Genomic DNA, 25,626 nt, shown 5'->3' on the forward strand with positions numbered 1-25,626 from the left:
TTGTATTTATGTTGCTCTGATAGTCAGGTTTTAGCAATAAAACACTACCTTTGCGCGGCAAAGATAATGATATTTATTAGTATGAGAGAAGTTAAGCCAAAGAAATTCTTAGGACAGCACTTTCTGAAAGACCTCGGTATTGCGAAGCAAATAGCTGATACAATGGATGGTTTTCCAGGAGTACCCATCGTGGAGGTGGGTCCCGGTATGGGAGTATTAACTCAGTTTCTGCTAGAAAAAGACAGGGATTTGACGGTCGTAGAACTCGATCGCGATTCGGTTCCTTATCTTAACGAACATTATCCGGCACTACGTGGACATATTATAGAAGGCGATTTTCTTCAACTGGATTTGGGAGACCTTTACAAAGATAAATTCTGTGTGATAGGTAATTATCCCTACAATATATCTTCTCAGATATTTTTTAAGGTACTTGAATATAAAGATCAGGTGGTTTGCTGTTCGGGTATGCTACAAAAAGAAGTAGCCGAACGTATTGCTGCCAAGCCCGGTGGGAAAACCGGTGGTATATTGAGCATTCTTTTGCAGGCATGGTATGATGTAGAGTATCTCTTCACTGTCAGCGAAAAAGTCTTCGACCCTCCCCCCAAAGTCAAGTCGGCGGTGGTAAGGCTTGTTCGCAACGATCGACAGAGTCTGGGCTGTAACGAAAAGTTGTTTAAAACGGTTATAAAAACAAGCTTTAATCAACGACGCAAAACTTTACGTAATTCGATGAAACCTCTGCTAGGTAAAGATTGCGAAGCTTACAGTCTACCCATTTTCAGTAAACGCCCCGAACAATTGTCGGTGACCGAATTTGTCGAATTGACAAATATCACGGCAGCATTCTTGTCGGAAGGAGGCATAGGAGGAGAGAAGAAAATAGAGTAATGTACCCTTAAAAAATAAGTACATGTCAGAAGTAAAGCTATTCTACCATAAAGACAATGTTATACGGATGAGCCGTAGCATTGAGTTTTTGAAAACTACACCTATCAAGAATTTCCTCTGGATCGACCTGAATAATGTCGATGAAGAAATAGAGTCGGAACTAGAGGATTATCTGAAAATATATATACAGGAAGAAGAAGAGATGATCGAGATCGAGATGTCGTCTCGGTATATGGAAACAACAGATTCACTTGTTGTTAATCTGAATTTCTTACAAAATAATTTTGAACGGGAGCCCGTTTCATTTATCCTTAAAAATAATATACTGATTACCGTTCGTAGCGAAGATCTAGTGTCTTTTCACGAAACGGTGAAGAAAATGTCGGCCAGTCCGCGAAATTATCCGACAGGTTTCCATGTATTTGTTGCATTGCTCGAAACACGGGTAGAGATAGATGCCGATATGATCGAGCAAATGACGCAACGTATTACTGCATTGAGTAATAGCATTCAGGATGCGGACGAAGAGATCCTGATGGAGATTAAAGACTTACAGGAAAAAACGATGATGCTTCGCGAGAACATTATCGATAAGCAACGCACTGTGTCGAGTATGCTGAAAAGTGAGATGATGCCAAGCGATTTGCACAGTAAGTTGACTATAATTGTGAAAGATATAAATTCGCTAGTCGAGCATATCCGATTCAGCTTCGATAGGCTGGACTACTTACAAGATACATTCCTCGGTTTTGTTAATATCGAACAAAATAAGATTATTAAGATGTTTACCGTTATCTCAGTGATATTTATGCCTCCTACGCTTATTGCGAGTGTATATGGTATGAATTTCGACGATATGCCCGAACTTCAGTGGGACTACGGTTATGAACTTTCAGTCGGATTAATGATCGTTTCGGTTGCAACTATTCTTATTTACTTCAAGCGAAAGAAGTGGCTGTGAAGCTACCTCTTGTAAGCTGAATAAATTGATATTCTATATTCAATTGTTAGTGAAAGAATTGCTGGTATTAAGAAGTCAGTCTCTAAAGTCCATGATCTTAAAGATTGCTAATCTATTCTTTTAAGGAAGGATAAATTCTTACCTTTAACTTAAATCATTTATTTACTTAAAATTAGAATTACCATGTTTGATTTTCTCGAAACTTCACCCTGGTTATTACCCTTTATTATATTTTTCGGTCGTATCTGCGATGTAACTTTAGGTACATTGCGTATCATTTTTGTATCGAAAGGAGAACGTTATAAAGCACCCATTGTCGGCTTTTTCGAAGTGTTTATCTGGGTAGTTGTCATATCGCAGGTTTTTGCAAATGCAAATGATCTAATAACTTATCTGGCTTATGCAGGAGGGTATGCAACGGGTAATTATGTAGGGATTCTGGTCGAAAATCGTATTGCTTTCGGTTATCAACTATTTCGTGTGTATACCAATAAGAATGGTAATGAACTGATTAAGCTCTTGAATCAAAGTGGTTTTGGTTCTACTTTTGTTCGTGGCGAAGGAGCCCGATCGGAAGTGCACATAGTAGAGACTGTTATCAGCCGTAAGTCGCAAAAAGCCGTAACAGGTATAATCGCGGCATTCGATCCCGAGGCGTTTTATCTGGTAGAAGATATCAGAACCAAGAAGAAGGGTATCTTTGCCTCTGCTACTCCCGCAGCGGGGCTATTTGGTATTCGTAAGTAAAGTGATGTAAAATTAAAAGGCTGTATTCTTTTGAAAATACAGCCTCCATTATAATTTCAGTAAAGATTTCTTACTTTATCACTTCAAACAAATCCTTATTGTCTTTTCTTACTTTAGGTACATTATTCAACCAATCGTTAGCCTCGTCTTTATAACCCAGAGGTAATAATACAACTGATGCCAAGCCTTTTTCGTGAAGATTGAGAACCTTGTTCAATGCTTCTTTACTAAAGCCTTCGATAGGTACAGAGTCTACTCTCTCGTTTGCAGCAGCAGTACAAGCTACACCAAGTGCAATATATACCTGACTAGCAAGCCAGTTTTCTGTATTGCTGTAGTTTTTCTCCATAAAGCCTTCGATTTTTTCTCTATAGTGATCGCACCATTCTTTACCCGGATTACGAACTTTTTCTATCAACGTAAAATATTCGTCCAGCGTTTTTTCTGTAATTTGAGTATATGTTGTAAACACAAGCAGATGAGAACATTCTTTCACCGGTTGTTGAGGGCAAGCCTCTGCCAGAATCTGTTCTTTCAACTGTTGATTTTCTATAACTAACACTTTGAATGCCTGCAATCCTAATGATGTAGGAGCGAGGTTTATAGCTTCTAAAATTCTGTCAATTTTCTCTTGAGGTACTTTTGTACCATTCATTCTCTTGCAGGCATGTCGCCATTTAAGATCTTCTATTAAACTCATTTTGTTTCCTTTTCTTTTTTTATTACTAGGGTACTTAACTTAATAAGCACGCGTTATATAAACACATGCTTACTTAAAAAGTTCTTCTTTATGTATTACTCTTCCTTAAACCAACCCGAATACATCAGGTAGTTTTTAGCAATCTTCTGGTTGATCTCTTTCGCCTGATCGGGATCGACTTTCTTTACAAATTTAGCAGGAACACCGGCATATATGCTACCCGGTTCTACTTGTGTGCCACTCAGCACAACCGAACCCGCAGCCACGATAGCACCTTCGCCTATCACAGCATAATCGAGTACCACCGAACCCATACCAATCAATGCACCGTTTTCTATCTTAGCACCGTGTATAACTACATTATGACCGATAGATACATCGTCGCCGATCTCTACAGTCGACTTTTGGTATAAGGTATGCAGCACGCTGCCGTCTTGTACATTAACTCTGTTGCCGATACGTATCGAATTTACATCGCCACGCAGTACGGTGTTGAACCAGATGCTGCAATCTTCGCCAATGATAACATCGCCGATGATTGTTGCGTTTTCGGCTAAATATGTATTCTTACCTATTTGAGGTGTGAAATCTCTAACTTCTTTAATTAGTGCCATTTTTACTATCTATATAATATTCAAAAAACTTTGCTAAATTCTTCTCGTCTATTTTCTTAGCTATTATTGTTTTGTTTTTGTCCAGTACAAATATGGATGGTACACCGCTGGTGTCGTAATACATCCAGTATTGCGATGTGAAATCAGGGTCACTTACATTTATCCAATCCGACAGATTATTTTTTTCTATGAAGCTTGCCCATTCTTCTTTGTCGTTATTAATCGATATTGCTACTACTTTCATCTTTTTATCTTTGTACTTAGCGAATATCTGATCGTGAATTATAGGTGTTTCCTGTTTGCAATGGCTACATGTAGGATCGTAAAAATAGAGTATAAGATATTCTGCGTCGATAGTATCGGTGTCGATCATTTTGCCGTTTATATCGATCAATTTCAATCCTTTTCCCTGCATTCCGATACGGTTGTGCCGGATTTTTTCATACCCGCTTCTCATTTCGATCAATTGAGTACTGTCTATCCAAGTAATATTTTTGTCGAATATGTAATCTTCAGCCAGCTTAGCCCATACATTTTCCCTGCCCATTATCGGACTGGTAATTGATTGATTTGCCAATCGGGATAACATTTCTTTGAATGTGTATTCATTACCTTGTGTTTTGCCTACCAATCGACTCGAAGCTATAGCAATAGAGTCGGGGATGGGTTCTACCCATTGTTCCATATAATTATCGAGGTAGGTAGTAAAGTAATTCGTATTCCAGATTCGTGGATCTTCGAGATCAATATTATCGAAGAAGTGATCTTTTATAAACTGTCTGTTAGCTCTATATTCATCTTCATTCTGAGGTGTGGTATAGAGGGGTGTAATCGGCTCCATTCCTTTAAGGAAAGAAGCAAACCAGCTACCCTTATTTTTATCGGTCATCGATTTAATATAAGCCTGAATATTTGAATCTATTGTTTGTATCTTTTTCTCCAAGCTTGTACGTTGTTGTGCCGATATGGTTTCGTTTTCCAGTTTCTCCTCTAAAGCTTCTTTCTCTTTTCGGCTGTCATCCAACTTTGCAAGATACTGCCATAAGAGTTCCGTATCTCTGCTTCCTCTTACAGTACATGCTTTGAAGTTGCCTTCTTCGATGTGCAACTTTATATTGTCTTGCGTATCACCTATCAGCAAATCTAGTTGTATGTCAGGCTTGATATATACCAGATATTGCCCTTCGCTCAGTTTCTGATCCGAAGACAAAACTCCTTTCCCTTCGTTCGACAATTGGACAGAATCTTGTGCATAGCTATCCCCGTTCCAATATCTGACAAGATAGGTCACCTTGTCTTTCTTTTGAGGAGCATCGATCTCGATGCGGTATCTGTCTTTTTTCGTACTTGTGCTTTGTGCTCCAATATTTATACAAAGAAGCAGTAGTAATAAAGTGAGAAATTTAGATTTCATTCGTCTTTTCTTTTAACCATTGCTTTTCATCTTCGTTCAACAGTGGAGAAAGACGATCGTAAACGTATTTCTGATATTCGTTGAACCAAGTGATTTCTGTTTGTGTTAGCATTTCTTTTATTATCGGCGTTGTATCTATAGGGCAAAGAGTCAATGTCTCGAACGAATAGAAATCGCCAAACTCAGTTGTCATTTCATGTCGAGTCAATATGAGATTCTCGATACGGATTCCATACTTTCCTGCCCGATAAAGTCCCGGTTCGTTAGATGTAACCATTCCCGGCTGCAAGGTAGTCGGGTTCTCATTCATGCGGATGTTTTGAGGGCCTTCGTGTACATTCAGAAAATGTCCGATGCCGTGTCCTGTACCATGAAGATAATTTAGTCCGTTATCCCAAAGGGTTTTGCGGGCAAGTATATCTATCTGGCTGCCACGTGTTCCTTGCGGATAAATAACTGTCGCAATACCGATATGCCCTTTCAGCACCATCGTGTAGTCTTTCTTCATCTGTTCGGTAAGCGGACCAACTGCGACAGTACGTGTAATATCGGTTGTCCCGTCAAAATATTGTGCCCCCGAATCGATAAGCATAAAACCATCGGGTTTCACATCTGCCGAACTTTCGGGTGTTACATGATAGTGTACAATAGCCCCATTTGGTCCATATCCGGCAATGGTGTCGAAGCTTTCTCCTACATAATCGGTTTGCTGGCTTCTGTATTCAACCAGTTTTTCGGTGATAAGCATTTCCGTTACTTCTCCTTTTGGCACAGCCTTTTCGAGCCACATAAGGAATTTTACAAGAGCAACACCATCGCGTTGCATTGCATTCTGAAAACCCTCTATTTCTGTCTCGTTCTTGATGCTTTTCATCAGGTCGGCAGGAGAGGGGATATCTACAATGCGGCATTGCTTAGGTATCGTATTATATAGGTTGAAAGTGATCTTGTTGCTATCTAGGCATACGGATGTATCCAGTTTAGCTACAAAGTCGTATATCTTCGTATATTCGGCAATTATAACACCTTCGCTTTGCAGGTATTTGGCTATTTCGGGTGATAGTTTCTTCGGGTCTATAAATAGTACTGTTTCTTCTTTCGATACAAATGCATAACTCACTGCTACCGGATTGCATTTTACATCGTTACCTCTGATGTTGAATATCCATGCAATAGTGTCGAGTGATGCTACAAGTAACGATTTTGCACCGGTTTTTTCCAGGCTGTCGCATATACGCGCGATCTTTTTGCGAGCAGGTTCGCCTGCATATTTTTCGGGTAGAACAAATATCGGATTTTGTGGTATATGCGCTCTGTCGTGCCATATTTCGGCAAATGGATCGTAATCGTTGATGAGGTGCAACCCCTTCATGTTTAGTTTATGTATTAGCGAGAATGCATCTTTCGCTGCATATACACCGCCATCTATACCTACATATTCGCCTTCACCCAATTCGTCGGTAAGCCATTCATCTATGCTCGGTGTAGAGGGTAAACCTTCTTTTTGCAGAAGATATGAGGTTCCTCTCAATTGGTCTGCAGCTTGTAGAAAATAACGGGAGTCTGTCCACAATGCAGCTTTCTCGCGTGTTACGACTACCGAACCGGCGGAACCGGTAAAGCCACTGATCCATTCTCTCGATGCCCAATGAGGAGCAGGATATTCGCTCAGGTGTGCATCGGTAGTTGGTATCACAAAGGCGTGTAAGCCTTTTTCTTCCATAAACTTGCGCAGTGCACCAAGTCTATGTTCTATTATATTACTCATAATTCTGTATATTTTATAACAATATATGATTTTACATATTGTTCTTTTATTCTGTTAGCATAGAGCAAGTTCCCGAAAATATAGCACCGGGTTCTATCTCGATTGTTTGAGATTTTATTTCTCCGTTGAGATTAGCCGACGCTCTAAGTATAATATTGTTCGTACAACAAATATTACCTGTCACTTTGCCCATCATTTCTATATTCGTACATTCTATATTTCCTGTTATAGAACTTTGTGCTCCTATTATTATTTTCCCTTTACAGGTGATATCGCCTTCTATTGTACCATCGATACGGAAATCTTCTTCGGCGCATATATCTCCTTTTATAACAGTGCCTGTAGCAAGCACATTATGAGTGCCTGATGTTGTAATGATTTCATTTTTAGCCATATATTCGTATTTTAATAAGTAGGTAAAGTGTAATATTAAATGTTGTGTCGTATAGTTCAGGTCTTTGAACTCAAAATATTTGACGAGCAAATTTAACTAAAAAACTCGAAGTAGTTTAAATCTCTCTATTGATTTAAGAGTTTATAAGAAATGGGTAACTTGCCTTAAGAAAAACAAAGAGATACTTGTTGTTTTTTCTACCTTTGTCGTGTAATTAAAATATGAATCAAGTGAAAAGTTATATCTTACTCGAAAATGTTACCATCTATGCCAATCATGGCGTTTTTGAACAGGAAACGAAGGTTGGAAATATTTTTGTAATAAATTTAAAAATAGAAGTTGATCTGTTAAAATCCTGTGAATCTGATGACTTAACTGATACTGTTAGCTATGCGGATGTATTTGAAATAGTGAAAAATGAGATGAAAACGCCATCTAAGTTGCTCGAGCATGCAGCGTATCGCATAATTAAGCGTCTTAAAGATAAATATGCTCAAATAAATACTATCGAGTTAAAACTGTCGAAACGTAACCCACCGTTAGGAGGTCAGGTAGATTATGCAAGTGTCCTTTTAATAGATTGACTCGATGAAGGTAAAGAAAATAACAGAATTAGATAGAATCTCTATAAATGAGTTTAAATTGGCAAACAAGATACCACTTGTAGTTGTTTTAGATAATGTTAGAAGCCTGAATAATATTGGTTCTATATTCCGCTCGTCGGATGCGTTTCTTGTTCAATCGATCTATTTGTGTGGCATAACAGCCACGCCGCCAAGTGTGGAAATACACAAGACTGCATTAGGCGCAGAAGATTCGGTGGATTGGCTTTATTTCGAGAAGACGGAGCAGGCTATCGAGCGGTTGAATGAGATGGGTTTTACAATTTGTGCGATAGAACAAGCCCGAAACAGTATTATGCTTGATGATTTGCAATTAGATAAGAGTAAAAAATATGCAATCGTTTTAGGTAATGAAGTGAAAGGTGTACAGCAAGAGGTCGTTGATTTATGTCATTCGTGTATCGAAATTCCACAATTTGGAACAAAACATTCGCTAAATGTCTCAGTAGCAGGAGGTGTTGTTATTTGGGAATTTTCGAAACAATTACGATGATAAATTCAGATTTTTTATTAGATTTGTAACTATAGGTTAACTAATTAAAACGGCAATAGCATGATTACAGAGCAAGATAAAGCCCTCTTGGCTAAAAAAGGAATAACAGAAGACGAACTTCAAAAACAATTGGATTGTTTTCGTAAAGGATTTCCATATCTGGAACTGGCTTCTGCAGCGTCGACACAAAAAGGTATTTTGGTTGTTGATGGCAAAGAACAAGTATATTTGGATGCGTGGAATAATTACTTATCGTCTAATAAAAAGATTGTGAAATTTGTTCCGGCATCTGGTGCTGCCAGCCGCATGTTTAAAGATTTGTTTGAATTTCTTGACGCTCCTTATGATATACCGACTACACCATTCGAAGATAAGTTTTTCGATGAGTTAAGTCAGTTTGCCTTTTATGAAGACCTGGATGAAGCTTGCTTAAAACATTCACATAAAAATATAGAACACCTGCTAAAGGAGGGGAAATATAAAAGTATAGTAGGGAATTTAATAGAACCCTACGGTCTTAAATACGGCGATCTGCCTAAAGGATTATTGAAATTTCATCGTTATGATGGTTTCTCCCGTACGCCGGTCGAAGAACATCTGAAAGAAGGTTATCTATATGCGTGCAATAGTAAAGGTGAAGTTAATGTGCATTTTACTGTATCGCCCGAACATCGCAAGGAGTTTCAAAAACTGATCAATGATAAGATACCATCGGTAGAAGCTGAGCTGAAGGTTGCTTACGATGTTACTTTCAGTGAACAGAAATCAAGTACAGATACTGTAGCTGCAGATTCTAATAATGAACCATTCAGAGAAAATGGCGAATTGCTTTTCCGCCCGGGTGGGCATGGAGCTTTGATCGAAAATCTGAACGATTTGAATGCGGATATAGTCTTTATTAAGAATATAGATAATACAGTGCCTGATAAGTTTAAAGAAACAGAGACAAAATATAAAAAGATACTTGCAGGAGTGTTGGTATCTACACAAAAGAAAATATTTGAGTATCTGAAATTGCTCGATAGTGGTCGATATACTCACGATGAGTTGCTCGAAATTCTGCATTTCCTGCAAAATGTTCTCAATATTAAAAACCCTGAAACCAAGCTACTCGAAGATGCTGAGCTGGTTTTATATCTTAAGCGTAAGCTCGATCGTCCCAGCCGTGTATGCGGTATGGTGAAAAATGTGGGAGAGCCCGGTGGCGGTCCGTTTTTGGCAGAAAATTCGGATGGTACTATTTCTCCGCAAATACTGGAAAGCTCGCAAATAGATATGGATGATCCGACTAAGAAAAGAATGTTCAGTGAGGGTACGCATTTCAATCCGGTTGACTTGGTGTGCGGTATAAAAGATTATCGTGGGCGGACATTCAATCTTAAAGATTTTGTAGATGAGAATACTGGTTTTATCTCTATAAAGTCGAAGAATGGCAAGAAGCTCAAAGCACTCGAATTACCCGGCTTGTGGAATGGGGCAATGTCTGACTGGAACACTATATTTGTAGAGGTGCCGATTGAAACATTTAATCCGGTAAAAACAATAAACGATTTGCTTCGGAAGCATCATCTGAATGTGTGATTTTAAATCATTTTATTCATTTTGCTGTTATTATTTGCCCTCTGCAGATGTGATGAAATATTAAGAATAACTAAAAGAATAATAAATTATTAATCATTTAATATTAGGCATTTAACCTATGTTATTTTATAGAAGAAAAAATGGTGTTTTATTGTAATGTTGAAAAAAAGAACTATATTTGCATAATATTCTGAGGATGCGACCGACTGATTGTGTATCGAGGGCTGTAATACCCTGTGTCGCATATAGTTTTAAAACTATATTTATGTTACCGACTTTATTTAAACTACTTTATTTATAGAACTGCATATGAGATTACGATTATTACTAATCATACTTTTATTTATTCCTTTTGTCGCAAAGGGTCAAGAGCCTAGTCATAAAGTGACCTTTTATAACAAGGGGGCGATGTATACTGCACCAACGACTCGTACAAGCACTAGTCCTATTGGAAGAGATAAGGTGATAATGTTGATTGATGGTTCTGCCGAATTTGCTTCAGGTAGTGCCGTTAAGATGCAAAATGAATCTGCGTTTGGTATTACAGGAGACTTTATTAGTAACCCCGTTTTGGCATCAGATAGTGTTTTTGTTGATGCTGATAAGTCTGGTTTCCAAACTGGTAAAGTTTGGTTTATGAATACAAACTTTGACTTTCTCACCTCTTCTGTGAATGTGCCTGTTGCTATTAGTCCTGCTAAAGAGTTTGCTATATCGGTGTTGCCTACACCTTCTACTGGTAGCCCTATTTCGTCATATCTTAAAGATAAGCAAGTTATAAAGATGAATTCTACAACGAGAGATGTGCATCACATTGCTTTCCCTAGCATTGTTGTGGATAGCACGTCTTATGTTGCCGTTGATCCGTCGGCTGCTGTATTGGTTAATGGTATCGTCCTAAATTCCGGATCGTGGTTTACGCAGGAGGCAAAATATAATTCTGCTAATTCTAGGGTGTTGGATATTGCTTATATCAAATCCAGAGGTGCAGCAGGTATAACTAAAGCTGTTAGCAATGGTGTTGTAAGTGGTTATGCTGATAACGATTATAGAACTTGGTATCAGGGACGTTCTTTTCTTGATCTGAAATTGTATAATCCTGTAACATTACCGGGAGCAGGTGCTCCGGGTTCGAATCAATTGTCTGGTGATGATGGGTATATGCTGACTGGTTTTACCCCGATACAAGGTCGTAATATGATTGGGTATCCGGCGTCGGGTGTTCGTGCTGACCATATGTTTTTCAATACATTGTTAGATCCGAAACCTTGGAGTTTAACTGGTTCTACGGGACCTGTTGTAGATCCTAAATTTGACATGAAACCAGGTAAAGGTTATTTTATGGCGCAAGATGTTACATCTTTTGATTTCGATCTTATTGAAGATAATCATTCACTTCCTGGTGGTACCGATGGCTATAGGGCTGTTGGTGGTTACCAATTTAATAGGGCTTTATTGACACAGGTAAGATATGGATTTAATCAATTCCCTGCTACTGCAAACTCTGCTTCAGGTGCCATTTCTCCGACAGATGTGAACAACTGGACGGACTACAGAGAAAGCTTTTTGAATATAGAATCGGCTGTTTCTCCGATGGTAGCATCTTACACTGTCGATTTGACAAAAGGTCTTAACTTTTTGGGTAATCCGTACGGAGCTCCATTAGATTTGTCCGATATAATTAATGTGGCTGCATCTGTAGGTACTGATACTCCTACATCTTTACCTGATTGGGGTGTGACAGTTTCTGATAATAATACTGCTGCCGATATCCGTAACAAATACTGGATTGTTGGCGATGGCAGAATAAGATATAAATTAGAGGGTGGAAAGCATTATTTCCAATACAAGGTATCTTACTGGGATTCACCGTCGGGTGGTATAGGTGGTACTTTGCTAGGACTAGATGCTGTCGGTAACTCGGTTAATATTGGTGCCGATAATGGCTTAGTAGCTCCAATGCAGATGTTTGCATTGCAAGCAAGTAAGAATGTTACAATAACATTGCCAAATAAGAAAACAAAATTCGGTAACCCGACTCTTAGAAAAGCTGTTGCTGAAAAGGTAGACGAAATTTTGCTGCAATCTATCGTATTGGGAGACAACAATGAGAATTTGATGGAAGATCGTATGACAATCGTTCTTCGCGAGAATGCAACTTTGGGCTCTAATGATAATACGGATTCACGTAAGGGTATTGTTAATGCACGTGGTTCTGCTGAACATGGACAAGGTGGTCAATTGACAGATAATGGAGAAGATCCGGCTCTAAATTATAGTGGTATTATTTATACCCGATCGAGCGAAGGTGTTCCTATGCTGACAAATACGATTCCTACTACAACTAAGCAGATTGCTGTATATTATACACCTACACAAACTACGCAACGTGTGCGTATCAAACCATTCCGCATGGAGTCACTGCAATCAGTGCAACGTGCATGGTTGGTGGATAGATTTGAAAACAATAAAGAAATAGAACTGACACCGGAGACAGAGTATGTATTTACTTCAAAACCTCTGACTGGCGAGCAAGCTAAAGAAAATCGTTTTATATTATATTTCGATAAAAAACCAAACGAAATTATAGTAGATGAGGTTCTGCCAATTAGCGTTTATTACAATAGTTCTATTATTTACATTGATGGATTAAATGATGGTGATATGAATAGCCTTGTTCAGATATACGACCTTCAAGGTCGCCTTATGGGTAAGACTACTGTAACAAATACGCCGTCGATGCAATATATGAAGATATTAAGCCAAGGAACTTACATCATCAAGATTACCGGAAAGAGAAACTTTACAACTAAATTTATTACATTACAAAACTAAGATATTATAACACTAACGACAGAGCACGAAGCACAAAGAAAAACTAATAGAGAATGAAGACTAAATTAATAATATTGTTGCTACTTATTGGCTGTTTCACCTTTGCATTACCAACTGTAGTTCAAGCTGACACTCCGGATGTACCTATAAATACAACTGAAGTTCCGTCGGAATCATATTTGCGCAAAGAAAAGCGTTCTATGGCTGGAGATAATGTATCACCTTTATCTGCATCTGCACAAGGAGTATCTTCTTGGGTAGGATATGGAAAGTCTTGGGACGAAGGTCTTATATTCCCCGGAGGAGATGAATGGGAAGAAGGTAACGCCGGCAATGTCGGAGGCCCTATTGGTGATGCAACTCTACCTGTTGTATTGTCTATTCTTTTACTCTACATCGGATTTAGAAGGATGACGACATCTAGACGGAAGAATGATATTTAATGAGATAAAATAACTATAAAAAAAGAGGCATATCCGATATGCCTCTTTTTTTATTATCAATCGGATTATACTGTTTTATTATATTATACCTTGTGCCATCATGGCCTTTGCTACTTTCATAAAGCCTGCAATATTAGCACCCTTTACATAATTGATACATCCATCCCTTTCTTTGCCATATTGCAGACATTGGCTATGGATGCTATTCATTATCTGATGCAATCGTTGATCTACTTCTTCTGCCGACCATTGAATATGCATCGCATTCTGACTCATTTCTAGGCCCGAAGTGGCAACACCACCGGCATTAACAGCTTTTCCAGGAGCGAAAAGGATTCTTTTTTCGATAAGTAAATCGATGGCTTCGGCAGTACATCCCATATTAGACACTTCTGCTATACATATTACATTGTTAGTAATTAGATTTTTAGCGTCAACTTCATTCAACTCATTTTGAATGGCACAAGGTAATGCTATATCGACCTGCTGTTCCCATGGCTTCTTGCCGGCATAGAATACCGCATTTGGATAGCGTTGGGCATAAGGAGCAACTATATCCTCTCCCGAGTCTCTCAATTCCAGCATATATTCTATTTTCTCGCCCGATATACCATCTTTGTCATAAACATAACCATCGGGCCCCGATATTGTAACTACTTTCGCACCGAGTTCAGTTGCTTTAAGGGTTGCGCCCCAAGCTACGTTTCCGAATCCTGATACAGCAACGGTTTTCCCTTTTATATCTATATTCTTTGATTTCAACATTTCATTGACGAAATAAAGGGCACCAAAGCCTGTCGCTTCGGGGCGAACTAAAGAACCACCATACTCTAGGCCTTTGCCCGTAAATGTGCCTGTATTTTCTCTCGCTAGTTTTTTATACATTCCATATAGGTAGCCTATCTCGCGAGTACCTACTCCTATATCTCCTGCCGGAACATCTGTGTCGGGGCCTATATTACGCCACAATTCGAGCATAAAGGCTTGGCAGAAACGCATGATCTCCGTATTCGATTTTCCTCTCGGACTGAAATCCGAACCGCCTTTACCACCTCCCATCGGAAGGGTTGTAAGCGCATTCTTGAATATTTGCTCGAAGCCTAGAAATTTAAGGCTTGAGAGGTTCACCGAGGCATGAAAACGGAGCCCTCCTTTGTATGGGCCTATTGCATTGTTGAATTGCACACGGTATCCCAAATTCGTCTGTATTTGGCCTTTATCATCAAGCCATGTTACACGGAACGTAAAGATTCTATCCGGTTCTACCAGACGCTCTATTATACGTGCCTTCTCAAATTCGGGATGTTGATTGTACACATCTTCTATGGAAACCAATACCTCTTTTACTGCTTGGAGATATTCATGTTCGCCCGGATGCTTTGCTTCCAGCGCTGACAGAATGTTATTTATATTCATATTAATGTTGTTAAATATGTGTATGTAACTATACAAATGTAAGAATAATGGATTTTATTTAGATATTTTATTTTTATGTTTTTTAGCCTGAAAAATGTGATATAAAACATATTATTAATAAGACAATTTCGTGAACCTTTTTTTCTTTTTTAATTATTACATTTGTTTGTGTAAATAATAAAAGGTCTGCGACCTTAAAACTTAGATTATGGTAAACGTTCATAATATTGCTAGTCGCCTAAATGCTACGTCGAAGCATTTGCCTATTAATAAGATAGAGTTGGAGGATGCTTTGGATACGCTGATTCATCGTGTTCTCTTTCCGATATGTGATCACGAAAGAACAGTAGAGAAAAGTCTGTACTTATTTTATTCGGTTTTGGTCGAGAATCTAACTGCGCTTCTCGATCGTGAGCGGGCAGAAGCGATAATCGACACATTTCTGGAGAAGTTGCCAAAATTACAAGATCGTTTATATAAAGAGGCAGAAGTATATTATTTGAACGATCCTGCTGCAAGGTCGGTCGAAGAGGTGATGATAACTTATCCCGGTTTTTTTGCAATGACAGTTTACCGTATTTCGCATGAATTCTATAAACAAGGAACACCTATAATACCAAGGTTATTCTCTGAATATGCACATTCGAAAGTAGGAATAGATATTAATCCCGGTGCAGTGATCGGTGATTCGTTTTATATCGACCACGGAACAGGGATTGTAATAGGTGAGACAACGATAATAGGTAATAATGTGAAGATATATCAAGGCGTAACGCTCGGTGCCTTATTTGTAACTAAAGGACTGTTTAACGAGAAGCGCCATCCGACGATCGAAGATAATGTAGTGATATATGCAGGGGCTACTATTTTGGGTGGAAAAACTGTAGTTGGTCACGATTCGCTAATCGGGGGTAATGCCTGGTTGACAAAAAGCGTAGTTCCTTATTCGCAGGTGATGCAAAATGCTGAAATTAGAATTCGTAGCGCTTTGCATGGCGGTGAGGCTGCCGATTTCTCTATTTAATAGTATGTAGACATCAATTATTCGTTTATTTTATTACCTTCGTAAAAAATAATTAGCTCGAACCTTATGGATGAGAAAAATAAAGAGATACCTCAATTAATTAAGAAGACTTTTCTTGAAGCAGTAGACATTTTGTCCAAAAACTATCAGGGAAGTTCTCTTACTGATATTTTTATCACAGTAGATAAAGAGAGTGGTGAGGTGGCAATCTATGACGACGAAGAAAATCGTGCGGCAGAGGTTGTTATTTTCGATTGGATTGATAAGGTAGATGAACTGCCGGATGAATATATTGCATCCGTTCTTCGCGCTGTAACGGAGGATTTGGATGGTCAGGATGCTTTTGCATCACTAGAGCTATACAAGCCTTTTTCTATAAATTATGCTGACGAAAACTTTGTGGTAATAGAAGAACTTTTACTAATTACCGACGATTCTACCGTTCAGCTGGATAATGACTTACTCGAAAAATTTGATCGTGAATTCGATGAGTTTCTTGAGAAATTATTAAAAGAGTAAGAAAAATCTTACTCTTTTTTATTCCTTTTTCTTGCCTTTTTCGACATAGCTCATGTCGCCCATCGATTCTACTGTGAACTTGCCATCTTCGTAGATGACTTTGCATACAGCAGCATTATCTAGCGCACCTTTTAAAAGTTTATCACCTCCCAGATTGTAAAGCATACCAAGGATGCTCATACCATGTGCTATAACCAATACATTGCCATCTCCGTATTGTGCTTCATTTTCAGCTATTTCTTTGAGGCTTTCCTGTGTGCGGGCTTCCAACTGATCGAAGCTTTCGGCCATACCCATTTTATCGAGCTTTTTGATAACATTTAGTACATGGCTGTAATTGATCTTCCGATCCATTATGTCTTTGTACATATCTTCGTACGAAGTGTATTGTAAGAAAAGTGCAGCATTGCCCCACATCACACCATTATAGTCGGCTTCGAAGCTTCCAAAACATGCCTCACGCAGTCCGGCTAGTTCTATAACGGGTATATCATCCTGTCCTTTAGCTCCCAGTACAATCTGAACTGTTTGGCGGGTTCTTCTCAGGTCGCTGCAATAAGCAGTTCGAAAAGTTATATCATCCATACCATAACCCAGATACCGGGCTGCGTCAATACCTTCTTTTGTAAGGGGGGAGTCGCACCATCCTTGTACTTTATCAAGGCTATTCATCATTGTTTTGCCATGACGGGCAACGTATATTGTAATTTTACTCATGTTATTTCCAAGTTATATAATTAGTAAATGCTTTATCAAACATTTCGGGTTTAGCTACTTTGCCATCTATAAGGCACACTACTTCTATAATAGCACTCGAGCACAAAACGCTGTCGGCTGTACGCGTAATATCCTGATGAAAATAATAGCGCATACCTTCTCTTACTATTTTAATTGTACTCATAAATTCGTCAGAACCTCGTAATGAGTTTTTATAGCTGATATTTGCGTTTCGTACTACCGGCAGGATATTTGCTTCTGTCAGATCGCGAAGCCTGAGTCCGCATTCTTCCATCAATTCATGGCGTGTAGCTTCAAAATAATGCAGGTAATTTGCATTGTTGACTACACCCTGTGCATCACATTCGTAGTCACGCACTTTCATTTTATGTTCGTATGTTAGAGCCATTTTTTATTGCATGTACTTATCAAAAGCCTTGTCGAAAATATCAGGCTTGCCTACTTTCCCATTTGTCATACAAGCGACCTCTATCTTTGCTGTCGAGCAAACTTTATTGTCTTTTAACCGTACTATTTTTTGGTGAAAAATGTATCGAATACCTTCTTTCTCAAGAGAATCTATGGTGCATATAAAATCGTTACCTCCTCTTAGCGAGTGTTTGTAACGAATATACACACTCACTACTACGGCATCGATACCTTGCTCGTGCAGTTCGTAAAAGTTTAATTGATGCTCTTCCAGAAATTCGTGGCGAGCTACCTCATAGTAGTGCTGATAGTTGGCGTTGTTTACAATTCCCTGTGCGTCGCATTCGTAGTCGCGCACTTTCATGCTGTGTTGATATATTGATTGTTTATTATTCATTTTATTTCATTTTCTGGTTCAACCTCTTCACTTGTGGCTCTGAAAGGAGAGGTAATAAAATCTAAGAACTTATCAAAATCCATTTCGTAATAAAAATTCTCATACATAAGGTCTGTTTGATAATATTCGTCGGGATAATCGGCAGCAGTGATATATAGACCTAATTCTCCGTATGTTTCGACATCATTATATTTGCTATTAAGTGAAGACTTGCTTACCCTATATATTTCGTCTCTTGCATTGAATTGAGATTCGTCATATATCAGAAACTGGACAATGTTTTTCTCCACATCTACTCCAAATTTAAAGACAAGATATACCGAATAATTTGTATTCTCGTCTAAATTTATTGACTGAGGCTTCTTCGAGAATTCATTAGCCAATGCCCTGAAAGCAAATGTATTTCTTATGGGAGATATCTCGTGTGTTGCTTCTTTATATTCATCAATGTCCAAAATGTAAGTTTGTGACTCCTTCTTAAACCAGAAACTATTTTCGGTCAAATACTCTTTGGTAAAATAGAGATAACGTTTATCGCCAAAGGTTACAAATCCAAATTCATAACTCTTGAAATTGTCAATATTACCTATTATATTACTATCGCCTATCCATTGATCTTGCTCTCCATCATACCACCAACCTTTTGCTTTTGTAATCTTAGCAAAGGGTTTTGAATATATGGCTTCGTCCTTGCCTTTTTGCACAATATCCTTTTTATCTGTTTCGTTTGAATAAAGACAGATGGGGATAATGATAGAAAGTAGTAATATTATTCTTTTCATAGATAATGTGTTCTACTATTTTTCTAATGACATACTCCAAATTATTTCGGTACTGTAACAAATATAGTGAAATAGAATGGAAATATAATTAGCATGCAAGGGGCTTATATCATTTAGAAATCTTTCAAATTCTTATTTTTTTCTTTAGCTTCAACGATATCGCTAATCTTCAGATAATTATAAAAGATTGCTATCTTGGCTGCATCTGTTATACCTATCGAGACCGTAGATGTGGGCATTCTATTAGGAATACTCCATCTAGATCCTATGTTCGATTTACCACTTTTTATTGCCGATAGCTCATGTCCGTCACCCTCTTCAAAGGGATAATCAAAACTATATGTCTTTTTGTCTGGTTTTCCATATTTAGTAGATATATCGTCTACAAGAGAGTCGTATTTAGTCAATAATCTCGATTCTTTTGGTTTTAGCATGATTATAGCTCTATAAAATTGATCCTTATAAAAATTCAATGCTACAAGCTCTGCATCCTCACCCGCAAAGGAGCAATCAGAATAGTAAATTAAAGTATTATCACTATCCGCCGTGTCATTAACTATTTCCGGATCAGTCAATCCACGTTCTTTTGCTATCTGGGCAATGGCTTGTTTTTGAGTTATTCCATATTTTAAGTTCCATAAACTAAGTTCTTGCGCAGATAATTGCAGTGATAAAAAGAATGTTATTCCTAAAATAAAGTTTCTCATAATTATGTATTTTGCATTATAAATCCCGTCTTTTATTCTTAAAAACTAAGAACAACAGACGGGATAAATTATTCTTAGATTAATTATTTTTTATCCACTCTCTAGCATTCACAAATGCTTCCATCCAAGGAGTTACATCATCCTTGCGATGCTCGAACGGATAGTAGGCATTTTGCCATGGGAACAGAGAGCGTTCTAAGTGAGGCATCATAACTAAATGACGACCATCTGCTGAACAAAGACCTGCTGTATTATAGTCCGAACCATTCGGGTTACCCGGATATTCGTCATAAATATATTTTGCAATAATCTTGTATTCAGATTCAGCTTTAGGCATAGAGAAACGACCTTCGCCATGTGCTACCCAGATACCGATCTTGTTGCCCGAAAGTGAACCTAACATAACGGATTCATTCTTCGGAATCTCAACACTTACGTATGTCGATTCGAATTTGTGCGAACTGTTATGTTCCATTTTCGCTTTCACATCATGTTCGGGATATACAAGTCCCAATTCCATCATCAACTGACACCCGTTACATACACCCAGACTCAATGTATCTTTGCGTTCGTAGTAATTGCGTAAAGTTTCCTTTGCCTTTTCGTTATACATAAAGCTACCCGCCCAGCCTTTAGCCGAACCAAGTACGTCGGAGTTGGAGAATCCACCACAGAATACAATCAGATTGATATCTTCGAGTGTTTCCCTGCCTGTTGCCAAGTCGGTCATATGTACGTCTTTCACATCGAAACCGGCAAGATATAGCGAATAAGCCATTTCGCGCTCGCCATTCGTTCCTTTTTCGCGGATAATAGCCGCCTTGATGCCTGTTGGAGCAGTACGGTTCGGGTTAATATCGTATTGAGCGAATCGCCCTGTGAAATTAGGATTGAACTTGAATTGCAACAGCTGCTTCTTGTAATTTTCGAAACGGGCTTTTGCTAAAGTTTCTCCGCTTTGTTTTCTGTCTAGTAAGTATGATGGCTCATACCATACATCGCGCAATTCATCAATATCAAATTCCTGACGGAATTCATCTTTCTGTATAATCAACTTACGTTCTTCGATAGGGCGTGCTACAATAGCAAAGCCAACACCGTAATCATCCAGGATTTTTTCTACCAAATGATGATGTTTCACCTGAACAAGAATACCCGGATTTTCAGCAAATAAGATCTTAATAAGGTCAGTATTGCGAATTTTATCTAAACGTGTATCCAAACCACCTTGCGGATTGGCGAAACACATTTCGAGCATTGTTGTAACCAGACCTCCTGCCGACACGTCGTGTCCTGCAAGGATTAGTCCTCTATTGATCAGTTCCTGAACAGCTATAAATGCATTCTTGAAATATTCGCTATCTGTAACTGTTGGTACTTCTTCACCCAGTTTACCAAGAGTTTGGGCAAATGCCGAACCACCGAGCTTGAATGTGTCGAACGAGAAATCTATATAGTATAAGTATGTTCCTTTGATATAAGCCAATACCGGTGATACAATCTTACGGATGTTGCTTACTTCGCCTGCTGCCGAAATTATAACAGTTCCCGGAGAATAAACTTTTTCATCGCCATATTTTTGAGTCATCGACAAAGAGTCTTTTCCTGTCGGGATATTGATTCCCAAATCGCATGCAAATTCTGAACAAGCTTCTACTGCTTTGTACAAACGGGCATCTTCACCCGGATTTTTACATGGCCACATCCAGTTGGCACTTAGCGAAATGCTTTTCAGACCTTCGGCCATCGGAGCAAATACTATATTGGTCAACGATTCTGCTATAGCCAATACCGAACCTGCGGCAGGATCTACCATCGCAGCTTGCGGTGCATGACCGATCGATGTTGCTATACCTGCTTTTCCGTGATAGTCTAAAGCCACAGCACCAAGGTCGCTTAGTGGTAGTTGTATTTCACCTTGTGTTTGCTGGCGGGCAACTTTACCTGTTACAGAGCGGTCAACTTTGTTTGTTAACCAGTCTTTAGAAGCAACAGCTTCGAGTTGCAACACATTTTTTATATATTCTTCTAATTTAGAAAGATCGTAATCGGGATTAGAGAACTCTTCTTCTATGGTCGTATCACGCATTATAGTTTGCGGAGCTTTACCGAAGAAATCTTCTAATTTAAGATCGATAGGACGTTTTCCGTCTGCTTGTTCGAAAACAAACTTCATATCGTTTGTTGTTTCACCTACTACATACATCGGTGAACGCTCACGCGAAGCTATACGCTCGATTCTTTCGGTAGCTTCTGCAGGGATCAACAATCCCATACGTTCTTGACTCTCGTTACCCACAATCTCTTTCGACGATAGGGTCGGATCACCTATGGGAAGTTTAGATACGTCTATTTTTCCGCCGGTAGTTTCAACCAGTTCCGATAAACAGTTTAAGTGTCCGCCTGCGCCGTGGTCGTGAATTGATACAATCGGATTATCGTTCGATTCTGCTAAAGCACGTATTACGTTAGCAGTACGTTTTTGCATTTCGGGATTGGCACGTTGTACAGCGTTTAATTCTATACCACTCGAAAATTCGCCTGTGTCTACAGACGATACTGCTCCACCGCCCATACCGATACGGTAATTGTCGCCACCAAGTATAACTACTTTCTCACCGGGTTTAGGTTCGCCCTTTAGCGCATCACGTTTATTAGCATACCCTACACCTCCGGCAAGCATGATTACTTTGTCGAAAGCAAATTTCTTTTGATTTTCTTCGTGTTCGAATGTAAGTAACGAACCGCAGATAAGTGGCTGACCAAATTTGTTTCCAAAATCGGAAGCTCCGTTCGAAGCTTTTATCAGAATTTCCTCCGGTGTTTGGTACAACCAAGGCCTTTCAGGCATTATTTGTTCCCAAGCTTTTCCTGCTTTTGTACGAGGATATGAAGTCATATATACTGCTGTTCCTGCAATAGGCAAAGAGGCTTTACCTCCGCCTAAACGGTCACGAATCTCACCACCCGAACCTGTTGCAGCACCATTGAACGGTTCTACGGTAGTAGGGAAGTTATGAGTTTCAGCCTTTACCGAAATCACCGATTTGATTGGTCTTGTTTCGAAATAGCTTGGTTTGTCGCCATCTGTCGGTGCAAATTGTTCTATTTCGGGACCATCGTTGAATGCCACGTTATCTTTGTATGCCGAAACCAATTTGTTCGGATTGGTTGCTGCTGTTTTTTTGATTAGTTTAAATAGAGAACTTTCTTTTTCTTCTCCGTCAATGATAAATTTACCATTGAATATTTTGTGTCGGCAATGTTCTGAATTTACTTGCGAGAATCCAAATACTTCACTGTCGGTCAGCTTTCTGCCTAATCTTTTGCTAACATCATTCAGATATTCTATTTCGTCTTCGCTCAATGCTAAGCCTTCTTGCTTATTATATACAGCTATATCATCAATTTCGATAATCGGATCGGGTTGTTTGTTGATGGTAAACATCTCCTGATTCAATCCGTCGTATACCCGCTGAAGCATTGGGTCGTGCGCTGCATCTTTAGACGAGACAGTAAAGAATTCCTCGATACGAAGAATATCTTCAACTCCCATGTTTTGCGTTATTTCTACAGCGTTGGTACTCCAAGGTGTGATCATTTCGCGGCGGGGACCAACAAAAAAGCCTGAAACTTTATCAGCTTCAAGCAGGGTTGCACCACTAAATGCCCAAGTGAGGCGCTCGACGAAATCGGCATTGATACTAACTTTTGTCTGAACAGCAATAATGTTCTTTGAAGAGGTCTGAAAGAAAGAAATCATACTTTTATCCAATTAATATAAGCTATTATAAATAGGTAGACAAAGTTAGTGAAAAGAAAGCATAATCTAGGTATGCTAAATTGCGAAAATGTAGAAATTAAAATCTAATCGGAGTTTTGTCTGAGCTGTAGTAAATTTTGAATTTCTAACATATAATTTTGCTTTATAAAAAGTCAGTTATACCATGAGTTTGTATCCATTTGAGGATTGAACGTTATCCGGAGTGTGTATTTTACTTATTTTTGAGTGTTTTACTCATCTTTTACTTAGTATTTTACTTATCTTTGCACCGTATTTAATACACAAATTGTTGCAAATAATGTCAAAATATTCAGAATGAAAATAGCAATTGTTGGTACAGGATATGTAGGTTTAGTTACAGGGACTTGTTTCGCCGAAATGGGTACAGATGTTTACTGTGTGGATATCGATCAAAAGAAGATCGATAATCTGAAAAATGGTATTATACCTATTTTCGAACCGGGATTGGATGAAATGGTTGAACGTAATCACAAAGCCGGTCGCTTACATTTTACTACCGATCTTAGTTCGATACTTAATGATGTAGATATAGTTTTTTCTGCCGTGGGAACACCTCCCGATGAGGATGGCAGTGCCGATTTGAAATATGTGTTGGATGTGGCACGCACAGTAGGACGAAACCTGAATAAATATATAGTTGTTGTAACTAAAAGCACTGTGCCGGTAGGTACTGCTAAGTTAGTAAAACAAGCAGTTCAGGAAGAATTGGATAAAAGAGGTAAGTCGGACGTCAAGTTCGATGTGGCATCAAATCCTGAGTTTTTGAAAGAAGGAGCAGCTATTTCAGACTTTATGCAACCCGACCGTGTAGTGGTTGGCTTGGAATCTGACGATGCTAAGAAATTAATAGAACGCCTGTATAAACCGTTTACACTGAACAATTACCGCATTATATATACTGATATTCCTTCTGCTGAAATGATTAAGTATGCAGCTAATGCAATGCTTGCAACTCGTATCAGCTTTATGAATGAAATTGCTAATCTTTGCGAGATAGTAGGAGCAGATGTGAATATGGTACGTAAAGGTATTGGTTCCGATGCCCGTATTGGTTCTAAATTCCTTTATTCTGGTTGTGGTTATGGTGGAAGCTGTTTCCCGAAAGATGTGAAAGCATTAATCAATACAGCAAAAAAGCAAGGCTACGATATGCGAATATTGGACGCTGTAGAGCGTGTAAACGAATCGCAAAAAAATGTTCTTTTCGAGAAACTGATGAAATACTATGGTGGCGATATAAAAGGAAAGACTATCGCAGTATGGGGATTGGCATTTAAACCGAAGACCGACGATATGCGCGAAGCTCCTGCATTGGTGCTGATCGACAAGATTATAAAGGCCGGAGGAAAGGTTAGAACGTACGATCCGGTAGCAATGGAAGAGGCTAGGCATAAATTGGGCGATACAGTTGTATATGCTAAAGATATATACGATGCGACACTTGATGCTGATGCTATTCTTATGGTTACCGAGTGGAACGAGTTCCGTTTGCCGACATGGGAGGTAATAAAGAAAACGATGAAAAAACCTGTTGTGTTTGACGGACGTAATATCTATAATAAACAAGAAATGATTGAAACAGGTTTCGACTACTTTGGTATAGGAATCTGATAAGATATATTAGGAAAAACAAAAAGCTCGTAGATTTAATCTGCGAGCTTTTTTAATATAAAAAAATAAAATGTGTTTGCATCTGTGGTTGGGAAGTCCGTAATAACGCGGAACGTTAGTGATAAAAAAAATAGTGAACTCTATTGTATTGTGTCTTATTTTATTGTTCAATCCATTTAATGATCTTGTCAGAAAAAGGATCTTCACGAGGAGGTACAAAATCTACAAGCTGACCTTTTTCGTCAATCATGAATTTTTGAAAGTTCCATTCTACTTCGGCATCCATTTTACCATTCTCCGCTTTTTCTGTAAGCCATTTGTAAATAGGTGCTTTGTTGTCGCCTACCACATCTACTTTACTCATCATCGGAAAGGTGACTCCGTAGGTTAGCGAACAGAATTCTTTAATTTGTTCGTTGCTGCCGGGTTCCTGTCCTTTGAAATCGTTGGATGGAAAACCAATAATGACAAAGTTTTTATCTTTATATTGAGTATACAAATCTTGTAATTTCTCATATTGAGGTGTCAGTCCACACTTGGATGCCACATTTACTATTAAAACTTTTTTTCCTTTAAGCTCGGATAGATTAAAATCTTTTCCGTCTATGTCTTTTACTTTGAAATCGTAAAGAGATTTATTCTGTCCCATTGCTGCTATTGTTGTAAGAGTAAGTAAAAGAATACAAAAAAACTGTTTCATCTGTTCTGCTTTTTATTTTTATATAACGTTCGATACTTCAAGAATGTTTTAA

Annotated in this window: 24 protein-coding genes; 11 read left to right on the forward strand and 13 right to left on the reverse strand. The window is 38.6% G+C overall.

Annotated elements, in window-relative coordinates; all coding sequences use genetic code 11:
* Positions 1 to 81: 81 nt before the first annotated feature.
* The 3 genes from rsmA to G7Y57_RS08785 all read left to right on the forward strand — a co-directional run bounded on the left by rsmA (position 82) and on the right by G7Y57_RS08785 (position 2,602).
* Positions 82 to 894: a 16S rRNA (adenine(1518)-N(6)/adenine(1519)-N(6))-dimethyltransferase RsmA gene (gene rsmA / locus G7Y57_RS08775; protein ID WP_165022482.1), complete on the forward strand. Its 813-nt coding sequence runs from the start codon at positions 82 to 84 to the stop codon at positions 892 to 894.
* A gap of 22 nt (positions 895 to 916) precedes the next feature.
* Positions 917 to 1,855: a magnesium/cobalt transporter CorA gene (corA, locus tag G7Y57_RS08780; protein WP_165022484.1), complete on the forward strand. Its 939-nt coding sequence runs from the start codon at positions 917 to 919 to the stop codon at positions 1,853 to 1,855.
* 183 nt (positions 1,856 to 2,038) lie between these two features.
* Entirely contained in the window at positions 2,039 to 2,602 is a 564-nt protein-coding gene (locus G7Y57_RS08785) for a DUF2179 domain-containing protein (RefSeq protein WP_165022486.1), read from the forward strand.
* A 70-nt stretch (positions 2,603 to 2,672) separates the two neighbouring features.
* Here the strand turns inward: G7Y57_RS08785 and G7Y57_RS08790 are convergent, their stop codons facing one another.
* The 5 genes from G7Y57_RS08790 to G7Y57_RS08810 form a co-directional block, all read right to left on the reverse strand.
* Entirely contained in the window at positions 2,673 to 3,302 is a 630-nt protein-coding gene (locus tag G7Y57_RS08790) for a nitroreductase family protein (RefSeq protein WP_165022489.1), read from the reverse strand.
* A gap of 95 nt (positions 3,303 to 3,397) precedes the next feature.
* Positions 3,398 to 3,916: a gamma carbonic anhydrase family protein gene (locus G7Y57_RS08795; protein ID WP_165022491.1), complete on the reverse strand. Its 519-nt coding sequence runs from the start codon at positions 3,914 to 3,916 to the stop codon at positions 3,398 to 3,400.
* Positions 3,903 to 5,330 carry a TlpA disulfide reductase family protein gene (locus G7Y57_RS08800; RefSeq protein WP_165022494.1) on the reverse strand — a complete coding sequence of 476 codons (1,428 nt, stop codon included), beginning with the start codon at positions 5,328 to 5,330 and terminating at the stop codon, positions 3,903 to 3,905. The genes G7Y57_RS08795 and G7Y57_RS08800 overlap by 14 nt, the downstream gene beginning before the upstream one ends.
* Positions 5,320 to 7,098 carry an aminopeptidase P family protein gene (locus tag G7Y57_RS08805; RefSeq protein WP_165022497.1) on the reverse strand — a complete coding sequence of 593 codons (1,779 nt, stop codon included), beginning with the start codon at positions 7,096 to 7,098 and terminating at the stop codon, positions 5,320 to 5,322. The genes G7Y57_RS08800 and G7Y57_RS08805 overlap by 11 nt, the downstream gene beginning before the upstream one ends.
* A gap of 46 nt (positions 7,099 to 7,144) precedes the next feature.
* Positions 7,145 to 7,492 (reverse strand): polymer-forming cytoskeletal protein, encoded by a 348-nt coding sequence (locus G7Y57_RS08810; RefSeq protein ID WP_165022500.1) that lies wholly within the window; start codon positions 7,490 to 7,492, stop codon positions 7,145 to 7,147.
* A gap of 230 nt (positions 7,493 to 7,722) precedes the next feature.
* Between G7Y57_RS08810 and folB the strand changes: the two genes are divergently transcribed.
* The 5 genes from folB (at position 7,723) to G7Y57_RS08835 (ending at position 13,467) form a co-directional block, all read left to right on the forward strand.
* Positions 7,723 to 8,076 carry a dihydroneopterin aldolase gene (folB, locus tag G7Y57_RS08815; protein WP_165022672.1) on the forward strand — a complete coding sequence of 118 codons (354 nt, stop codon included), beginning with the start codon at positions 7,723 to 7,725 and terminating at the stop codon, positions 8,074 to 8,076.
* A gap of 4 nt (positions 8,077 to 8,080) precedes the next feature.
* The gene (locus G7Y57_RS08820; RefSeq protein ID WP_165022503.1) at positions 8,081 to 8,608 is read left to right on the forward strand and encodes an RNA methyltransferase; all 528 of its coding nucleotides are present in this window, start codon (positions 8,081 to 8,083) and stop codon (positions 8,606 to 8,608) included.
* Positions 8,609 to 8,668: 60 nt separating this feature from the next.
* The gene (locus tag G7Y57_RS08825; protein WP_165022506.1) at positions 8,669 to 10,189 is read left to right on the forward strand and encodes a DUF4301 family protein; all 1,521 of its coding nucleotides are present in this window, start codon (positions 8,669 to 8,671) and stop codon (positions 10,187 to 10,189) included.
* A 309-nt stretch (positions 10,190 to 10,498) separates the two neighbouring features.
* Positions 10,499 to 13,024 carry a T9SS type A sorting domain-containing protein gene (locus G7Y57_RS08830; protein WP_165022509.1) on the forward strand — a complete coding sequence of 842 codons (2,526 nt, stop codon included), beginning with the start codon at positions 10,499 to 10,501 and terminating at the stop codon, positions 13,022 to 13,024.
* A gap of 53 nt (positions 13,025 to 13,077) precedes the next feature.
* The gene (locus tag G7Y57_RS08835) at positions 13,078 to 13,467 is read left to right on the forward strand and encodes a hypothetical protein (protein WP_165022514.1); all 390 of its coding nucleotides are present in this window, start codon (positions 13,078 to 13,080) and stop codon (positions 13,465 to 13,467) included.
* A 78-nt stretch (positions 13,468 to 13,545) separates the two neighbouring features.
* Here the strand turns inward: G7Y57_RS08835 and gdhA are convergent, their stop codons facing one another.
* Positions 13,546 to 14,883, reverse strand: a complete 1,338-nt coding sequence (gene gdhA / locus G7Y57_RS08840; protein ID WP_165022517.1) for an NADP-specific glutamate dehydrogenase — start codon at positions 14,881 to 14,883, stop codon at positions 13,546 to 13,548.
* Positions 14,884 to 15,091: 208 nt separating this feature from the next.
* Here gdhA and epsC point away from each other — a divergent pair, with 208 nt between their 5' ends.
* Complete coding sequence (gene epsC, locus G7Y57_RS08845) at positions 15,092 to 15,907, forward strand: serine O-acetyltransferase EpsC (protein WP_165022520.1); 816 nt, start codon at positions 15,092 to 15,094, stop codon at positions 15,905 to 15,907.
* A 66-nt stretch (positions 15,908 to 15,973) separates the two neighbouring features.
* Positions 15,974 to 16,426 carry a hypothetical protein gene (locus G7Y57_RS08850; protein ID WP_165022523.1) on the forward strand — a complete coding sequence of 151 codons (453 nt, stop codon included), beginning with the start codon at positions 15,974 to 15,976 and terminating at the stop codon, positions 16,424 to 16,426.
* An 18-nt stretch (positions 16,427 to 16,444) separates the two neighbouring features.
* Here G7Y57_RS08850 and G7Y57_RS08855 read toward each other — a convergent pair whose 3' ends face one another.
* The 6 genes from G7Y57_RS08855 to purL form a co-directional block, all read right to left on the reverse strand.
* Complete coding sequence (locus tag G7Y57_RS08855; RefSeq protein ID WP_165022526.1) at positions 16,445 to 17,143, reverse strand: histidine phosphatase family protein; 699 nt, start codon at positions 17,141 to 17,143, stop codon at positions 16,445 to 16,447.
* Between the two features lies 1 nt (position 17,144).
* Positions 17,145 to 17,552: an acyl-CoA thioesterase gene (locus G7Y57_RS08860; RefSeq protein WP_165022530.1), complete on the reverse strand. Its 408-nt coding sequence runs from the start codon at positions 17,550 to 17,552 to the stop codon at positions 17,145 to 17,147.
* Positions 17,553 to 17,555: 3 nt separating this feature from the next.
* Positions 17,556 to 17,969, reverse strand: coding sequence for an acyl-CoA thioesterase (locus G7Y57_RS08865; protein ID WP_165022534.1), 414 nt, complete (start codon positions 17,967 to 17,969; stop codon positions 17,556 to 17,558).
* Entirely contained in the window at positions 17,966 to 18,751 is a 786-nt protein-coding gene (locus tag G7Y57_RS08870; protein ID WP_165022537.1) for a hypothetical protein, read from the reverse strand. Before G7Y57_RS08870 ends, G7Y57_RS08865 begins: the two co-directional genes overlap by 4 nt.
* A 113-nt stretch (positions 18,752 to 18,864) precedes the next feature.
* Positions 18,865 to 19,458, reverse strand: coding sequence for a hypothetical protein (locus G7Y57_RS08875; protein ID WP_165022540.1), 594 nt, complete (start codon positions 19,456 to 19,458; stop codon positions 18,865 to 18,867).
* Positions 19,459 to 19,537: 79 nt separating this feature from the next.
* Positions 19,538 to 23,221, reverse strand: a complete 3,684-nt coding sequence (gene purL, locus G7Y57_RS08880; RefSeq protein ID WP_165022543.1) for a phosphoribosylformylglycinamidine synthase — start codon at positions 23,219 to 23,221, stop codon at positions 19,538 to 19,540.
* 336 nt (positions 23,222 to 23,557) lie between these two features.
* On the opposite strand from purL, the gene G7Y57_RS08885 reads away from it, so the two are divergent.
* A complete protein-coding gene (locus tag G7Y57_RS08885) occupies positions 23,558 to 24,874 on the forward strand; it encodes a UDP-glucose dehydrogenase family protein (protein WP_165022546.1) in 1,317 nt (438 codons plus the stop codon).
* A 160-nt stretch (positions 24,875 to 25,034) separates the two neighbouring features.
* Here the strand turns inward: G7Y57_RS08885 and G7Y57_RS08890 are convergent, their stop codons facing one another.
* On the reverse strand, positions 25,035 to 25,574 hold the full coding sequence (locus G7Y57_RS08890) for a glutathione peroxidase (protein ID WP_165022549.1): 540 nt from the start codon (positions 25,572 to 25,574) through the stop codon (positions 25,035 to 25,037).
* Positions 25,575 to 25,626 lie beyond the last annotated feature (52 nt).

Source organism: Dysgonomonas sp. ZJ279, assembly GCF_011039205.1.
GTDB lineage: Bacteria > Bacteroidota > Bacteroidia > Bacteroidales > Dysgonomonadaceae > Dysgonomonas.

Bases quoted from the DNA above. Each gene is read 5' to 3' on its own strand.
- rsmA (WP_165022482.1), top strand. From the start codon at position 82: ATGAGAGAAGTTAAGCCAAAGAAATTCTTAGGACAGCACTTTCTGAAA.
- corA (WP_165022484.1), top strand. From the start codon at position 917: ATGTCAGAAGTAAAGCTATTCTACCATAAAGACAATGTTATACGGATG.
- G7Y57_RS08785 (WP_165022486.1), top strand. From the start codon at position 2,039: ATGTTTGATTTTCTCGAAACTTCACCCTGGTTATTACCCTTTATTATA.
- G7Y57_RS08790 (WP_165022489.1), bottom strand. From the start codon at position 3,302: ATGAGTTTAATAGAAGATCTTAAATGGCGACATGCCTGCAAGAGAATG.
- G7Y57_RS08795 (WP_165022491.1), bottom strand. From the start codon at position 3,916: ATGGCACTAATTAAAGAAGTTAGAGATTTCACACCTCAAATAGGTAAG.
- G7Y57_RS08800 (WP_165022494.1), bottom strand. From the start codon at position 5,330: ATGAAATCTAAATTTCTCACTTTATTACTACTGCTTCTTTGTATAAAT.
- G7Y57_RS08805 (WP_165022497.1), bottom strand. From the start codon at position 7,098: ATGAGTAATATAATAGAACATAGACTTGGTGCACTGCGCAAGTTTATG.
- G7Y57_RS08810 (WP_165022500.1), bottom strand. From the start codon at position 7,492: ATGGCTAAAAATGAAATCATTACAACATCAGGCACTCATAATGTGCTT.
- G7Y57_RS08820 (WP_165022503.1), top strand. From the start codon at position 8,081: ATGAAGGTAAAGAAAATAACAGAATTAGATAGAATCTCTATAAATGAG.
- G7Y57_RS08825 (WP_165022506.1), top strand. From the start codon at position 8,669: ATGATTACAGAGCAAGATAAAGCCCTCTTGGCTAAAAAAGGAATAACA.
- G7Y57_RS08830 (WP_165022509.1), top strand. From the start codon at position 10,499: ATGAGATTACGATTATTACTAATCATACTTTTATTTATTCCTTTTGTC.
- G7Y57_RS08835 (WP_165022514.1), top strand. From the start codon at position 13,078: ATGAAGACTAAATTAATAATATTGTTGCTACTTATTGGCTGTTTCACC.
- gdhA (WP_165022517.1), bottom strand. From the start codon at position 14,883: ATGAATATAAATAACATTCTGTCAGCGCTGGAAGCAAAGCATCCGGGC.
- epsC (WP_165022520.1), top strand. From the start codon at position 15,092: ATGGTAAACGTTCATAATATTGCTAGTCGCCTAAATGCTACGTCGAAG.
- G7Y57_RS08850 (WP_165022523.1), top strand. From the start codon at position 15,974: ATGGATGAGAAAAATAAAGAGATACCTCAATTAATTAAGAAGACTTTT.
- G7Y57_RS08855 (WP_165022526.1), bottom strand. From the start codon at position 17,143: ATGAGTAAAATTACAATATACGTTGCCCGTCATGGCAAAACAATGATG.
- G7Y57_RS08860 (WP_165022530.1), bottom strand. From the start codon at position 17,552: ATGGCTCTAACATACGAACATAAAATGAAAGTGCGTGACTACGAATGT.
- G7Y57_RS08865 (WP_165022534.1), bottom strand. From the start codon at position 17,969: ATGAATAATAAACAATCAATATATCAACACAGCATGAAAGTGCGCGAC.
- G7Y57_RS08870 (WP_165022537.1), bottom strand. From the start codon at position 18,751: ATGAAAAGAATAATATTACTACTTTCTATCATTATCCCCATCTGTCTT.
- G7Y57_RS08875 (WP_165022540.1), bottom strand. From the start codon at position 19,458: ATGAGAAACTTTATTTTAGGAATAACATTCTTTTTATCACTGCAATTA.
- purL (WP_165022543.1), bottom strand. From the start codon at position 23,221: ATGATTTCTTTCTTTCAGACCTCTTCAAAGAACATTATTGCTGTTCAG.
- G7Y57_RS08885 (WP_165022546.1), top strand. From the start codon at position 23,558: ATGAAAATAGCAATTGTTGGTACAGGATATGTAGGTTTAGTTACAGGG.
- G7Y57_RS08890 (WP_165022549.1), bottom strand. From the start codon at position 25,574: ATGAAACAGTTTTTTTGTATTCTTTTACTTACTCTTACAACAATAGCA.